The 14,500-nt window shown below is 74.3% G+C and carries 14 protein-coding genes; 6 read left to right on the forward strand and 8 right to left on the reverse strand.

Going from position 1 to position 14,500, the window contains the following annotated elements; genetic code table 11:
- The first annotated feature begins 198 nt into the window (after positions 1–198).
- From HNR12_RS08245 to HNR12_RS08260, 4 genes are all read left to right on the forward strand, one after another.
- Positions 199–588, forward strand: a complete 390-nt coding sequence (locus HNR12_RS08245) for a DUF6703 family protein (protein ID WP_179766926.1) — start codon at positions 199–201, stop codon at positions 586–588.
- Between the two features lie 134 nt (positions 589–722).
- Positions 723–1,553: a metal ABC transporter ATP-binding protein gene (locus tag HNR12_RS08250; protein ID WP_179770489.1), complete on the forward strand. Its 831-nt coding sequence runs from the start codon at positions 723–725 to the stop codon at positions 1,551–1,553.
- Positions 1,546–2,445, forward strand: a complete 900-nt coding sequence (locus tag HNR12_RS08255) for a metal ABC transporter permease (protein ID WP_179766927.1) — start codon at positions 1,546–1,548, stop codon at positions 2,443–2,445. The genes HNR12_RS08250 and HNR12_RS08255 overlap by 8 nt, the downstream gene beginning before the upstream one ends.
- Positions 2,442–2,825, forward strand: coding sequence for a Fur family transcriptional regulator (locus HNR12_RS08260; RefSeq protein ID WP_179766928.1), 384 nt, complete (start codon positions 2,442–2,444; stop codon positions 2,823–2,825). Before HNR12_RS08255 ends, HNR12_RS08260 begins: the two co-directional genes overlap by 4 nt.
- 49 nt (positions 2,826–2,874) lie before the next feature.
- Here the strand turns inward: HNR12_RS08260 and HNR12_RS08265 are convergent, their stop codons facing one another.
- The 4 genes from HNR12_RS08265 to recO all read right to left on the reverse strand — a co-directional run bounded on the left by HNR12_RS08265 (position 2,875) and on the right by recO (position 6,238).
- Entirely contained in the window at positions 2,875–3,732 is an 858-nt protein-coding gene (locus HNR12_RS08265) for an SGNH/GDSL hydrolase family protein (protein ID WP_179766929.1), read from the reverse strand.
- A 108-nt stretch (positions 3,733–3,840) separates the two neighbouring features.
- A complete protein-coding gene (locus HNR12_RS08270) occupies positions 3,841–4,674 on the reverse strand; it encodes an SGNH/GDSL hydrolase family protein (RefSeq protein WP_338119744.1) in 834 nt (277 codons plus the stop codon).
- Positions 4,671–5,510, reverse strand: a complete 840-nt coding sequence (locus HNR12_RS08275; RefSeq protein WP_179766930.1) for an isoprenyl transferase — start codon at positions 5,508–5,510, stop codon at positions 4,671–4,673. Before HNR12_RS08275 ends, HNR12_RS08270 begins: the two co-directional genes overlap by 4 nt.
- On the reverse strand, positions 5,507–6,238 hold the full coding sequence (gene recO, locus HNR12_RS08280) for a DNA repair protein RecO (protein WP_179766931.1): 732 nt from the start codon (positions 6,236–6,238) through the stop codon (positions 5,507–5,509). The genes HNR12_RS08275 and recO overlap by 4 nt, the downstream gene beginning before the upstream one ends.
- 167 nt (positions 6,239–6,405) lie before the next feature.
- Between recO and HNR12_RS08285 the strand changes: the two genes are divergently transcribed.
- The gene (locus tag HNR12_RS08285; RefSeq protein WP_179766932.1) at positions 6,406–7,254 is read left to right on the forward strand and encodes a CAP domain-containing protein; all 849 of its coding nucleotides are present in this window, start codon (positions 6,406–6,408) and stop codon (positions 7,252–7,254) included.
- A gap of 96 nt (positions 7,255–7,350) precedes the next feature.
- Here the strand turns inward: HNR12_RS08285 and leuA are convergent, their stop codons facing one another.
- The 4 genes from leuA to HNR12_RS08305 form a co-directional block, all read right to left on the reverse strand.
- Positions 7,351–9,075: a 2-isopropylmalate synthase gene (gene leuA, locus HNR12_RS08290; protein ID WP_179766933.1), complete on the reverse strand. Its 1,725-nt coding sequence runs from the start codon at positions 9,073–9,075 to the stop codon at positions 7,351–7,353.
- 354 nt (positions 9,076–9,429) lie between these two features.
- Complete coding sequence (gene gcl, locus HNR12_RS08295; RefSeq protein ID WP_179766934.1) at positions 9,430–11,151, reverse strand: glyoxylate carboligase; 1,722 nt, start codon at positions 11,149–11,151, stop codon at positions 9,430–9,432.
- A gap of 221 nt (positions 11,152–11,372) precedes the next feature.
- A complete protein-coding gene (locus tag HNR12_RS08300) occupies positions 11,373–12,260 on the reverse strand; it encodes a 2-hydroxy-3-oxopropionate reductase (RefSeq protein ID WP_179766935.1) in 888 nt (295 codons plus the stop codon).
- A gap of 297 nt (positions 12,261–12,557) precedes the next feature.
- Positions 12,558–13,367: a hydroxypyruvate isomerase family protein gene (locus HNR12_RS08305; protein WP_308251232.1), complete on the reverse strand. Its 810-nt coding sequence runs from the start codon at positions 13,365–13,367 to the stop codon at positions 12,558–12,560.
- A 381-nt stretch (positions 13,368–13,748) separates the two neighbouring features.
- On the opposite strand from HNR12_RS08305, the gene HNR12_RS08310 reads away from it, so the two are divergent.
- Positions 13,749–14,483, forward strand: a complete 735-nt coding sequence (locus HNR12_RS08310) for an IclR family transcriptional regulator (protein WP_372451068.1) — start codon at positions 13,749–13,751, stop codon at positions 14,481–14,483.
- Positions 14,484–14,500: the final 17 nt, after the last annotated feature.

Raw genomic sequence — 14,500 nt, forward strand, 5'->3', positions numbered from 1 at the left:
TAAGCGACCGGTAAACCCGAATCCGGGAATCGCGGCGCGACCGGCGGCCGTCCGCCCCTACAAAAATAACGGCATCGGCGAGTGCGCACCGCAAATGCCGCCAAACGCACCGCGAGCCGCGCCCGGTCGGCAAGGGCCTAAGCTTCCGCCAAGGGCACCGCAAGCCGCGCTGCGGCGGGATGAGGCCGGAGGAGACGCGTGTCAGCCAAGCCGAGGAAATCGCGCCCGAACCGATCCGCCGCCTCGGGGGGTGCGCCGCGCTCGCGCCCGCTTCCCCAGGGCGACTCCTTCTACACGCCGGGGGCCGGCCGGTTGCGCCGCGAGGTGGAGCGCCGCAGCGCGGTGCCGCTGGTGTGGCTGCACAACGCCCCGCGGCTGCTGCTGCCGGCGACGATGGCGATCGTGCTCATCGCCGGGCTGGCGCTGCCGGGTGCGGCGGGCGCGCTGCTGCTGGCGCTGCTCGCGGCGTTCTTCGGCTGGCTGGCGTTCCTGGCCTGGCCGCGGCTGAAGAGCGGCGAGCGGGCCATGCGGGTGGTGGTCGTGGCGGTGCTGCTGGTGCTGGCGGTGCTGCAGAGCGGCGTGCTCTAGCCGCGCCGGCCCGACCGCGCGGGCGCGGGTGCGGGGCGAGCCCGGTCACAGCGGGAATCCAGCCGCTGTCCTGGGTGTTTACGGGTTTTGACAACCGTTTTCGTTATCCGCACACTTAAGAGGTGTCCACCTCCATGCTCGGCTCCCTCAGCGCCCGCGCCGCCGCCCCCGGCGCCGCGGCGGGCGCGGCCCCCGCCGTCCGGGTCGCGGGCCTCACGGTGGCCTACGACCGCGTGCCCGTGCTGCGGGGTGTCGACCTCGACGTCCCGGCCGGCCAGACCCTCGCCGTCATGGGTCCCAACGGCTCGGGCAAGTCCACCCTGGTGCGCGCCATGCTCGGCCTGGTGGCCCCCACCGGCGGCCGTATCGACCTCCACGGCGTTCCGCTGCGCCGCTTCCGCGACTGGGGCCGCATCGGCTACGTCCCCCAGCGGCTGTCGGCGGGCGGCGGGGTGCCCGCCACCGTCCGCGAGGTCGTGGCCTCCGGCCAGGTCGCCCGGCGCCGCCGGCTGCGCCTGCCCACCGCGGCCGACCGCGCCGCCGTCGCCGAGGCGCTGGAGGCCGTGGGCCTCACCGGCCGCGCGCGCGACTCCGTGCACGAACTCTCCGGCGGCCAGCAGCAGCGGGTGCTCATCGCCCGCGCGCTGGCGGCCCGCCCCGACACCGTCTTCATGGACGAACCCATGGCCGGCGTCGACTCCGCCAACCAGCAGGCCCTCGCCGAGGCCATCACCCGGCTCACCGCGCGCGGCGCCACCGTCGTGCTCGTCCTGCACGAGACCGGCCCGCTGGAGCCGCTGATCCAGCGCAGCGTGGTGCTGTCGGAGGGCACCGTGGTGCACGACGGCGCGCCGTTGGCGCCCGAGGGCGACTGCGCCCGCCCCGGCCACGACCACGTCCACCCGCACGCCGACCCCGCCCCGCCCTCGGCGGTGCCCGATCTCGAGGTTCCCCGCCGTGGCTGAGATGCTCCAGCTCGACTTCATGCGGCGCGCGCTGCTCGCCGCCGTGCTGGTGGGCATGGTCGCCCCGGTCATCGGCACGTTCCTGGTGCAGCGCCGCCTGGCGCTGCTGGGCGACGGCATCGGCCACGTCGCGCTGACCGGTGTGGCCATGGGCTTCCTCACCAGCACCTCGCCCATCATCACCGCCGCGATCGCCGCGGCCGCGGGCGCCGGGCTCATCGAGCTGATCCGGGCGCGCGCCCGCGCCAGCGGCGACATCGCCCTGGCGCTGCTGTTCTACGGCGGCATCGCCGGCGGCGTTGTGCTGATCGGCCTGGCGCCCGGCGGGGGCGTCGCCACCCTGAACTCCTACCTGTTCGGGTCGGTCACCACCGTCAGCTCCGAGGACATCGTGCTGGTGGCGCTGCTGGCCGTGCTGGTGCTGGGCGTCGTGGGCTACTTCGGCCGCGAACTGTTCGTGCTCTGCCAGGACGAGGAGGTCGCCCGCGCGCACGGCCTGCCGGTGCGGCTCCTCAGCCTGGTCATCGCGGTCACGGCGGCGCTGACCGTGGTGCTGGCCATGCGCGTGGTGGGCGTACTGCTGGTCAGCGCGCTGATGGTGGTGCCGGTGGCCGCCGCCCAGCAGCTCACCCGCAGCTTCCGGGTCACGGTGGCGCTGGCCGCGGTGGTGGGCACGGCCTCGGCCGTGGGCGGGCTGTCCACCGCCTACTACGTCGACGTCGCGCCCGGCGCGGCCATCGTGCTGCTGACCCTGGCGGTGTTCGTCGCGGCGGTGGCGGGCGGCTACCTGCTGCGCGGCGCGCGGGGCGCCGCGCGCGCCGGCCGGGGAGGCGCGGAGGATCCCGGTCCGGGTACGATTCCCCAGACCGAGCAGGGGGGTGCAGTCACATGAGTACACGACGCGAGACCGTCCGCCAGGCCCTCACCGAGAGCAGCGGGTTCCGCAGTGCCCAGGACCTCTACGCCGACCTTCGCTCCGAGGGCTCCAAGATCGGCCTGACCACCGTCTACCGCGCGCTGCAGGCGCTGAGCGACTCCGGCGAGGTCGACGTCCTGCGCACCGACGACGGCGAGGCCGTCTACCGCGCGTGCATCACCGACTCCCACCACCACCACCTGGTCTGCCGCGGCTGCGGCAAGGCCGTCGAGATCGAGGGTCCCGCGGTGGAGCGCTGGGCCGACTCCGTGGGCGCCCAGCACGGGTTCACCGACATCACGCACACGGTCGAGGTGTTCGGCACCTGCGGCGACTGCGCCGCCGCCAAGCGCTGACCCCGCCGCCACCCGCGCTCCCTCCCGCCGGTCAACCGGTCCTTCGGCCTCACACCCCGCGCTCGGTGTCGGCCGCCACGCGCCGCGCCGCGTCCTGCATGCGCTCCAGCGCCTCCAGCCGCTCCAGGCGGGGGCGCTTGGGCGCGAGGCCGTCGCCCGACGACCGCCCGGTGAGCCGGCGGCCGATCCAGGGCACCAGGTACTCCCGCGCCCACGACAGGTCCTCCTGGCGGGCGGCCCGCCAGTCGCGGGGGCCGTCGGCCGGCCAGGGCTCGCGCCAGTCACCGGCGGCCGCAACGCCGAGGACCTCGCAGACCTTCAGCGCCACGCGGCGGTGTCCCTCGGGCGACAGGTGCAGCCGGTCCACGCTCCAGGCGCGGCGGTCCTGGAGCACCTTCATGCTCCACAGGTCCACGACGTCGCAGCCGTGGTCGTCGGCGATGCCCCGCAGGTGCATGTTGTAGGTGGCGACCTTGCCGCGCAGGTGGCGCATGACCGGCTGGAACCCGGTGTCCATGCCGGTGAAGATCACGATGTGGGCACCGGTGGCGCGCAGCCGCCGGACGGCCGCCTCGAAGACCCGGGCCACCAGGTCGGGGTCGCCGCCGGGGCGGATGATGTCGTTGCCGCCGGCGCAGATGGTGACCAGGTCGGGCCGCCACTCCACCGCGAGCGGCACCTGCTCCTCCACGATCTGGCGGATGAGCTTGCCGCGCACGGCGAGGTTGGCGTAGCGCACCTCGGTGCCGTCGGCGCCGAGGTGCTCGGCGAGCCGGTCGGCCCAGCCGCGGTAGCGGCCGTGCGGCGTGCTCGCGGAGTCGGGATAGGGGTCGTCCATGCCCTCGGTGAAGCTGTCGCCGAGGGCGACGTAGGAGAGGATCTCGCGCCCGGTCTCAAAGCCGCTCATGGACACCGATCATGCAACTCGGCCCCCTGGTTACGCGACAGTAGGTTGCGGGATCGGTCAAATGTGTAAGCGGACTCACCCCGCGCCCCGACCGGGCGCGGAGCGGGTTCAGCCCTCGGGGTCGGGCGCCCCGGCCGGGGCCTCCGGCCGCGGGGCGGCCAGGGGTTCCAGGCGCGGGCGCTTGGCCACGACGTTGTCGCCCGAGGAGCGGCCGGTGAGCCGCCGGCCGATCCAGGGCACCAGGAACTCGCGCGCCCAGCGGGCGTTCTCGCGGCGCCGGGCGCGGGGGTCGGCGGGCGGCAGCGGCGGCCAGTCGCCGGGGCGGTCTTCGACGGGCACGCCCAGCACCTCGCACACGCGCACGGCGAGCCGGCGGTGGCCCTCGGGCGACATGTGCAGGCGGTCGGAGTCCCAGGCGCGGGGGTCGAGGAGTTCGCGCATGGCCCACTGGTCGACCAGGTAGCAGCCGTTGCGGTCGGCGACGGCCCGGATGTTCAGGTAGAAGCGGGCGAACAGCCCGATGCGCACCCGCATGTAGCCGGTGCTCCAGTTGACGCCGGTGAACAGCACGACCTCGGATCCGGCGCCGCGCAGCCGGCGCACCGCCTGCTCCAGGGCGTCGGCGAGCCGGTCGGGGTCGGCGCCGGGGCGCAGGACGTCGTTGCCGCCCGCGGAGAAGGTGACGAGGTCGGGCGCCATGTCGAGGGCCGCGGGCAACTGCTCGGCCACCACCTGGCGCAGCAGCTTGCCGCGCACCGCCAGGTTGGCGTAGTCGAGGCGGGGCACCTGGGCGGCCAGGTGCTCGGCGAAGCGGTCGGCCCAGCCGCGGTAGTGCCCGTGGGCGCCGGCGGCGGAGTCGGGGTAGGGGTCGCCGACGCCCTCGGTGAAGCTGTCGCCGAGGGCGGCGTAGGACAGGCGGTCGCGGTGGAGGTCGAGTGTCACCGGGACTCCCCCGTGTGGGGTTCGGGCTCGACGGGGTTGGGCACGGCGCCGCCGTAGCGGCGGTCGCGGCTGGCGTAGATCTGGCAGGCGTGCCAGAGGTGGCGGCGGTCGAAGTCGGGCCAGAGCGTGTCGAGGAAGACCATCTCGGCGTAGGCCGACTGCCACAGCAGGAAGTTGGAGAACCGCTGCTCGCCCGAGGACCGCAGGAAGAGGTCGACGTCGGGGATGTCGGGTTCGTCGAGGTACTTGGCGAGCGTGGCCTCGGTGATGCGGTCGGGGTTGAGGCGGCCCTCGGCGGCGGCGCGGGCGATCGCCGCGGCGGCGTCGGTGATCTCGGCGCGCCCGCCGTAGTTGACGCAGAACTGGAGGGTGAGCGCGGTGTTGTGCTTGGTCATCTCCTCGGCGTCCTCAAGCTCGGAGATGACGCTCTTCCACAGCCGCCCGCGCCGACCCGCCCAGCGCACCCGCACGCCCATGGCGTGCAGTTCGTCGCGGCGGCGGCGGATGACCTCGCGGTTGAAGCCCATGAGGAAGCGGACCTCCTCGGGCGAGCGCTTCCAGTTCTCGGTGGAGAACGCGTAGGCCGACAGGTAGCCCACGCCCAGCTCCAGCGCGCCCTCGACCACGTCGAACAGGGAGCTCTCGCCGGCCTTGTGGCCCTCGGTGCGCGCGAGGCCCCGCTGCTTGGCCCAGCGGCCGTTGCCGTCCATGACGACCGCCACGTGCCGCGGCACCAGTTCCTTGGGGAGTTCGGGCGGCCGGGCGCCGCTGGGGTGCGGGTTGGGCGGGCGGTAGCCCTGGATCGGGGCTTCGGGCGGGTTGTTGAACAGGCTCAAGAGCGCTCCACAAGACGCAGGGATCGGATTCCGTTTTCGAGGTGCCACTGCAGGTAGGCGGCGACCAGCCCGCTGCACTCGGTGCGGTGGCGGTCGGCGCTGGAGTCGGCCTCGGGCCAGTCTCCGCCGAGCAGGGCGACCATCAGCCGCAGGGTTTCGGGAGCGGGGTGGGTACAGCCGTGGGGGCGGCACACCGAGCACACCGATCCGCCGGCGTGGACCGCGAAGGAGCGGTGCTCGCCGCGCGAGCCGCACTTGGCGCACTCCTGCAGCGCCGGCGCGTAGCCGGCCACGGCGAGCGAGCGCAGCAGGTAGGCGTCGAGGACCAGCCGGGGGTCGTGGGTGCCCTCACCCAGGGTACGCAGCGCGCCGATCAGCAGCAGGAACTGGCGCAGGGCGGGGTCCTTCTCGACCACGACGATCTTCTCGGCGGTTTCGAGCATGGCCGTGGCGGCGGTGTAGCGGGGGTAGTCGGTGACGATGGTCTCGCCGTAGGCGCGCAGGGTCTCGGCCTGGGTGATGACGTCGAGGGTGCGGCCGGTGTAGAGCTGCAGGTCGACGTGGGTGAAGGGCTCCAGGCGGGCGCCGAAGCGGGACTTGGTGCGCCGCACGCCCTTGCCCACCGCCCGCACCAGGCCGGTGCGCCGGGTCAGGAGCGTGACGATGCGGTCGGCCTCGCCCAGTTTCTGGGTGCGGAGGACGACTCCTTCGTCGCGGTACAGGCTCACTCCCCCATTGTCGCGGATCGGCCGGCCGGCCGGTGCCGCCGTCCACAGCCCGTCTGCCCTGGGCGATGTGTCCAGCACGCCCGCTGATAGATGACTTTCTCCCCATGCGCCCCGATTTGCTCTACGATCGCCTGCACCGAGACTCCCGACGGAACAGGGGTTTGGAGATGGCTCGCGGACAACGCAGGCGCGGCCGGAGACGCGGCGGCACCCGCGCGCGGCGCCGCGCGGAGGCGCACCGCGGCGGGACCTGGCGGCGCACCCTGGTGGGCTCCCTGACGGCGGTTCCGGTCGGCCTGGGCCTGGCCGCCGCGCTGATCGTGGCCGCGGGCGGCCCGGGGGCGGCGCCCTTCGCCGAGGAGAGCGGCACCGGTGCGGCCGGAGTGCCCGACGACGCCCTGCCGCCCGCCGCCGACGACTTCTTCGACGACGTCGGCGGCTCCGGCGGTGCGCCCGAGGAGGCCGGCTCCGCCGCCGGAGCCGGAGCGGGCGCCGGAGGCACCGGGGGCGGCGCGGCGGCCAACGGCGGCGTGGCCAGCGGCGGCACGGTCATCGAGGTCTCCCCCCAGCCCTCGGAGCCCGCCCCGCCCGAGGCCGGCCCCGGGCCCGAGGACCCCGGGCAGGACGGCCCGGACGCCCCCGGAGCGCCCCCGTCCCTGGCCGCGGCGGTCGTGGAGATCGCCAACGACGAGCGCGCCGACGCCGGCTGCGCCCCGCTGCGGGTGGACCCCCGGCTCACCGCCGCCTCCCAGAACCACGCCGACGACATGGCCGAGCGCGACTACATGGCGCACGAGACGCCCGAGGGCGTGGGACCCCAGGAGCGCGCCGAGGAGGCCGGGTACTCGGCGTGGTCGGGCGAGAACGTCGCCGCCGGCTACTCCTCGGCCGAGGCGGTCATGGACGGGTGGATGAACAGCCCCGGCCACCGCGCCAACATCCTCGACTGCGGCAACACCGAGATCGGCGTGGGCGTCACCGACGGAATGTGGGCGCAGAACTTCGGCGCCGAGTAGCGCCGGGAGAGGCCCGGACCGGGACGCGGGGGCCGCCCGGGGCCGCCGAGGGTCCGCAGGGGCCGCGGGGCGGTGCGCCCCGCGGCCGGCGCTTAGCTAGCCCTCCTCGGCGGCCTCGGCCTGGGCGCGGCCGACGGCGCTGCACACCGCCTTCAGCGACGCCGTGGTGATGCTGTGGTGGATGCCCACGCCCCACACGGTGCGGCCGTCGATCTCGGCCTCGACGTAGGCGGCGGCGCGGGCGTCGGAGCCGACGTCCAGGGAGTGCTCGACGTAGTCCAGCACCCGCACCTTCACGTCGACGGCGGTCAGCGCGTCGCAGAACGCCGAGATCGGGCCCTGCCCGGAGCCGGTGATCTCGCGGATCTCTCCGTGGACGCGCACGTCGGCGCTGATGCGGTAGGTGCCGTCGGCCCCGGAGTCGGAGCGGTGCGCCAGCACCGCCACCGGCCCGTTGTCGCGCAGGTAGGTGTCGGTGAAGATCTCCCAGATGCGCTCGCCGGTGAACTCCCCGCCCTCGGCGTCGGTGTGGGCCTGCACCTTGTGGGAGAACTCGATCTGCAGGCGGCGCGGCGGGTCCAGCGCGTGGTCGCGCTGCAGGATGTAGGACACCCCGCCCTTGCCCGACTGGCTGTTGACCCGGATGACGGCCTCGTAGTTGCGGCCGACGTCCTTGGGGTCGATGGGCAGGTAGGGCACCTGCCAGCGGTACTCCGACACCGGCACGCCCGCCTCGGCGGCGTCGCGCTCCAGCGCGGCGAAGCCCTTCTTGATGGCGTCCTGGTGGGACCCGGAGAAGGCGGTGTAGACCAGGTCGCCGCCGTAGGGGTGGCGCGGCGCGACCGGCAGCTGGGTGCAGTGCTCGACCACGCGGCGGATCTCGTCGAGGTCGGAGAAGTCGATCTGGGGGTCCACGCCCTGGCTGAACAGGTTCATGCCCAGGGTGACCAGGTCGACGTTGCCGGTGCGCTCGCCGTGGCCGAACAGGCAGCCCTCGACGCGGTCGGCGCCGGCCATGACGCCGAACTCGGCCGAGGCGATCCCGGTGCCGCGGTCGTTGTGCGGGTGCACCGACAGGCAGACGTACTCCCGCCGGCTCAGGTTGCGGCTCATCCACTCGATCTGGTCGGCGTAGACGTTGGGCGTGGCGCGCTCGACGGTGGCCGGCAGGTTGAGGATGATCTCGCGGCCGGGGCCGGGCCGCCACTCGTCCATGACGGCCTCGCAGACCTCCAGCGCGAAGTCCAGCTCGGTGTCGATGAAGATCTCGGGCGAGTACTCGTAGCCGACGTACTCGGCGTCGCCCAGGTAGCGCTCGATGCAGGCCATGACCTCGCGGGTGCCGTTGACGGCGATGGCCTTGCACGCGTCGCGGTCGACGTTGAACACCACCCGGCGGAACTCCGGCGCGGTGGCGTTGTACAGGTGCACGGTGGCGCGCTTGGCGCCGACCAGGCTCTGCACGGTGCGGTCGATCAGCTCGGCGCGGGCCTGGGTCAGGACCGAGATCTGGACGTCGTCGGGGATCTTGCCGCCCTCGATCAGGCTGCGCACGAAGTCGAAGTCGGTCTGGCTGGCGGCGGGGAACCCGACCTCGATCTCCTTGTAGCCCATGCGCACCAGCAGGTCGAACATCTCGTGCTTGCGCTGGGGGTCCATCGGCTCGATCAGGGCCTGGTTGCCGTCGCGCAGGTCGGTGGACAGCCAGCGCGGGGCGGTGGTGATGGTCTTGCCGGGCCAGGTGCGGTCGGGCAGGTCCACGACCGGGAACGGGCGGTAGCGGTGTACGGGCATACCACTGGGTTGCTGCTGCGGCACCATGGAAAAGGCTCCTTGGAGAGAAAGCTCGCGATCACGGCCGACCAAGAACACGCCGAAGCCCCGCGGCGAGGGAGCCGACCTGGTTAACGACCCCCGCCGCGGCCGCTAAGGAGGAGCAGCTCGCGCAGCATAGTGGTTGCCACGTTAGCAGGTCCGCTCACCCGCTCGTGACACGAGGCCCCGCCCGGCCCGCGTCCGGGCGCCGCTGTTCACCCCCTCGCAACCCGCCGCCCGCGCCGGTACGCCGGATGCGGCGGCGCGGGCGGCGGCGGGTGAACAGCGGGCGAACCGGGGGGGAGGGGGCGCTGGGCGCGCGCCCAGCGCCCCCTCCCCCGCGGGCGGGCGCCGCCCGGACTAGGCTGCGGCGCCGGGCAGCGGCTCGAACTCCGCCACCGCGTCGATGGCGGGGCCGTGGGGGGTGTTGGCCTCACGCTCGATCATGATCTCCACCAGCACCGGGCGGCTGGTGCGCTGGGCCTCCTTGCGCGCCCAGTCGATCGCCGGGCGGATGTCGGCGGGCTCGGTCACCCGGCGGCCGGAGCAGCCGTAGGCCGCCATGATCTGGACGTTGTCGGTGCCGTGGTCGTCGTAGTGGATGTCGACCTGGTAGTTCATGCCGTAGGGGATCTCGGCCTGGCGGATGAGCCCCAGGTACTCGTTGTTGATCATGATGAGCACGAAGGGGACGTCGTACTGCGCGGCGACCGCCAGTTCCTCGACGGTGTACTGGAAGCTGTAGTCGCCCACGATCCCCACCACCTCGGCGTCGGGGTCGGTGCGCTCCAGCGCCTTGCGCACGCCGATGGCCGCCGGGATCTCCCAGCCCAGCGGCCCCGCCTGGCCGCACACCTGGTAGTGGCGCGGCAGGTGGGCCTTCTGGTGCTGGCCGCCCCAGATCTGGTAGAGCCCGATGGCGGTGACGAAGTAGGTCTCGGGGCCGAACGCGGCGTTGATCTCCTTGTAGACGCGCGGCGCCTTGATGGGCACGGTGTCGAAGTCCTCGCGCCGGCCCAGCTCGGCCTTGAGCCGGTTGACGCGCGCCACCCACGGGCCGGGGGCGCGGGCGGGGCCGCGCCGGGCGGCGAGGCCGGCCAGTTCGCGCAGGAACAGGCGGGCGTCGGAGACCACGCCGAGGTCGGGCTCGAAGACCTTGCCGATCTGCGTGGGCTCGATGTCGACGTGGATGAACGCGCGGTCGCCCCGGTAGACGTCCAGCCGCCCGGTGTGGCGGTCGCCGAAGCGCGCGCCCACCGCCAGCACGAGGTCGGCCTCAAGGAAGGAGGCGTTGCCGTAGCGCTGGGAGGTCTGGATGCCGGTCATCCCGGCGAACAGCGGGCTGTCCTCGTCGAAGGCGCCCTTGCCCATGAGCGTGGTCTGCACCGGCACCTGCAGGTACTCGGCGACCGCGCGCAGCTCGGCGGCGGCGTCGGCGGTGACGACCCCGCCCCCGGCCAGCAGCAGGGGCCGCTCGGCGGCCAGCAGCATGTCCAGGGCGCGCTCGACCCGCGGGGGGTGCGGGCGCACCGGGTGCACGGGCAGGGGGGCGTCGATGGCGGGGTCGTAGGTGACGGTGCGCTGGGCGATGTCGAGCGGGATGTCGACCAGCACCGGCCCGGGGCGGCCCTCGCGGGCGATCCGGAACGCCTCGCGGAAGATCCACGGGGCCTGGCCGGCCTCCTTGAGCTGCACCGCCCACTTGGTGACGGGCGTGGCCACGGCGACGATGTCGACCGCCTGGAACGCCTCCTGGTGCAGCTTGGTCGAGACGTTCTGGCCGGTGATGCAGACCATGGGGACGGAGTCGGCGAGCGCGGTGTAGAGGCCGGTGATCATGTTGGTGCCGGCCGGCCCCGAGGTGCCGATGGCCACGCCGACCCGCCCGTTGGTGCGGGCCCAGGCGTCGGCCATGTGGGTGGCGCCCTCCTCGTGGCGGACGGTCAGGTGCTCGATGCCGCCCACCTCCTCCAGCGCCTTGTAGAGGGGGAGGATGGCGGCGCCGGGGCAGCCGAAGGCGACGTCGACGCCTTCGGACTTCAGCACCTCCACCACGGCGTTCATCGCGGGCATCTGTACCATGTGAGGGAACCCTTCAGTGCTAGGGGGTTTGCCGGGTCCGCCGGCGGGACGCCGGGTGCGGCCAACACCCAGGCCCCGGTCGTCGCGCGGACTCACCTTCGAATCGCGACGGCCGCGGCCCGTCCCGCCGGCGGGCCTTCTCGCTGCGCGGCCGCCTGTCCCACCGCCCTGGGGCGCGGGCGCGCCCGGGCCCTTTGGTGCGGTCCCCTGCGGCCGCGCGCCTACCGCCGGTCGCCGGCGAGCCGCTCGACCAGCTTGAGCAGCGCGGAGTGGTCGAGCCCGCCGTGGCCCTGCGCGTTGAGCGCGGCCACGAACTGGGCCACCAGCGCGCCCACGGGGATGGGCACCCCGGCCTCGCGGGCGGCGGCGGTGACGATCCCCATGTCCTTGTGGTGCAGCTCGATCCGGAAGCCCGGCTCGAAGCTGCGGGTGCGCATGGCCTCGCCCTTGCGGGTCAGCACGGCGCTGCCGGCCAGGCCGCCGTTGAGGACGCGCAGCGCGGCGCCGGTGTCCACGCCGTGCGCCTCCAGGAACACCAGCGCCTCGGCGACGAGCTGGATGTTGCCCGCGACGATGAGCTGGTTGGCGGCCTTGACGGTCTGCCCGGCGCCCGAGGGGCCGACGTGCACGGGGGTGCCCAGCGGGCCGAAGACGGGCGCCGCCGCGGCGGCGTCCTCGGCCGCGCCGCCGACCATGATGGACAGCGCGCCCTCCACGGCACCGGCCTCGCCGCCGCTGACGGGCGCGTCGAGCACGCGCAGGCCCCGCTCGGCGCCGGCGGCGGCGACCGCGCGGGCGGTGTCGGGGCGGATGGTGCTCATGTCGGCGACCAGCGTGCCGGGGGCGGCGGCGGCGAAGACGCCGTCGTCGCCGAGGAGCACCGCCTCCACGTCCGGGGAGTCGGGCAGCATGGTGATGACGGTGTCGGCGCCCTCGGCGGCCTCGGCGCACGAGTGGACGGCGGTGCCGCCGTTCTCGACGAAGCGGGCGGTCTTGTCGGGGCTGCGGTCGAGGCCGCGCACGGTGTACCCGGCCTTGACCAGGTTGGTGGCCATGGGCAGGCCCATAATGCCGAGGCCGATGAATCCGATGGTGTGCGGTTGGGGCATCGCGGTCGTGTCTCCCTTTCACATGCGGTGGCGCGCGCGGGGCGCGGGGGCGGGGCCGGCGGTGCCGGTCGGCGGCGGGCGCCGGCCGGGCCGGGGCCGCGGACGCGGGGACGGAGGGCCGGCGGGGCCGCCCGCCGGGCCGGCCGCCGCGGCGCCGGAGGGCGGTGCGAGGTGGCTGAAGGGCGGCGCGGGTGCGCCGCAGGGCGTCCGGCGGCCGCGCCGGGTGCCGGGCGGGTCCGCGTCCGCCGGGGGCGCGGAGCGGTTCGGGGATCGGTTCGGGAGGGCGGGGCGGGGGGCTCAGCGCCCGAGCCAGCCGAAGCTGTCGGCGCTGGCCCCGCTGGGCTGGTACTCCAGGCCGACGTGGCCGGTGTAGCCGCCGGCCTGGGCGGTGGCGAGCAGGTCCAGGAGCGGCAGGTCTCCGGTGCCGGGTTCGCCGCGCCCGGGGGCGTCGGCGATCTGGATGTGGCCGAGTTCGGCGGCGCGGTCGCGCACCACGGCCGCGACGTCGTCGCCGTTGACGGCCAGGTGGTAGAGGTCGGCCAGCAGCGCCACGTTGGGCGCGCCCGCGGCGCGGGCGCGGTCGACGAACGCCGCGCCGTCGGCGGCGGTGAGCAGCGGGTAGTCCTCGGCGCCGCTGAGGGGTTCGATGAGCACGGTGCCGCCGACCCGGCCGAGCGCCTTGGCGGCGGTGACGGTGTTCAGCAGGGCGGTCTCGTCCTGCTCGGCGGGGTCCACGCCCGCCAGGCGCAGGCCGTAGAGGGCGTTGAACATGGTGGTGCCGGTGCGCTCGGCGATCGCGGCGACCACCTCCAGGTTGTCGCGCACCTCCTGGACGCGGTCGGGATGGGACAGCACGCCCCGGTCGGGGCCGGGCAGCCGCCCGGCGAAGAGGTTGAGGCCGGTGAGGCGGACCCCGGCGTCGGTGACGGCGGCGACGAAGGCGTCGACCTCGGAGTCGGCGGGGACCGCCCGCTCGAAGGGCCACCAGAACTCCACCGCCTCGAACCCGGCGGCCCGGGCGGCGGCCGGGCGCTGGAGCAGCGGAAGCTCGGTGAACACCAGGGAGCAGTTCACGGTGTAGGGCAGGGTCGGCACGGTGCGGCTCACGGCTCGCCTCCTCGGGCGCGAAGCGTCGTCTGCGGCTGGGTGGCGGGAGAGGAGCGCGGCGCCGAAAGGGCGGCCGCGGGGGCGAACTCCGCTACGGAAGGCTCATTTCCACTTCGCGGAATTTGCTTTTCACTTGAAGGAATGGCATGAGTCTGTGCCAGCCCTGGGGGCTTGTCAACCACCCCAATGGGAGGACGGCCGCCTTTATCCGGCTTCTGTATGGCGGAGCTCGGCTTCTACAATCCGAAACAGCACCCGCAGGCGCTCCCGCCGGAACCCCCGGCGCCGAGCGGCGGCACTGGGAAGGGAGCACCGGACGTGGCAACGCCATCGGCGGCGGCCGACGCCGCCGACACCCCGGCCAAGGCGCGCGGCGGGGGCGTGCAGTCGCTCGACCGCGCCTTCGCCCTGCTGGAGATCATGGCCGACGCGGGCGGCGAGATCTCCCTCAGCCAGCTCGCGGAGTCCTCCGGGCTGCCCCTGCCGACCATCCACCGCATCATCCGCACCCTGGTGGGCAAGGGCTACGTGCGCCAGCTCCCCTCACGGCGCTACGCGCTCGGCCCCCGGCTCATCGGGCTGGGCGACAGCGCCTCGCGGATGCTGGGCACCTGGGCGCGCCCGCACCTGACCCACCTGGTCGAGGAACTCGGCGAGACCGCCAACCTGGCCATGCTCGACGGCGACAAGGTGGTCTACGTCGCCCAGGTCCCCTCCCAGCACGCCATGCGGATGTTCACCGAGGTCGGCCGGCGGGTCCCCGCGCACTCGGCGGGGGTGGGCAAGGCACTGCTCGCCCAGCTCCCCGACCGGGAGGCCATGGCGGTGCTGCACCGCGCGGGCATGCCCGCGGCGACGGACCGCACCATCACCACCCCCGACGCCTTCGCCGCCGAGATCACCCGCATCCGCGAGCGCGGCTACGCCATCGACGACGGCGAGCAGGAGGTCGGCGTCCGCTGCCTGGCGGTCCCGGTCCGGGGCGGACCCGCCATGATGGCGGTCTCGATCTCGGGCCCGGAGGCCCGTGTCAGCTGGGAGTTCGTCACCAGGGCCGCCCCCATCGTCCAGCGCGCCGCAGCCGAACTGGCCGCCGACCTCGACCACCGCGAGTAGCGCCGGGCGCGGGCCGC

It is taken from the genome of Streptomonospora nanhaiensis (genome assembly GCF_013410565.1).
In the GTDB taxonomy this organism is placed as follows: Bacteria; Actinomycetota; Actinomycetes; order Streptosporangiales; family Streptosporangiaceae; genus Streptomonospora; species Streptomonospora nanhaiensis.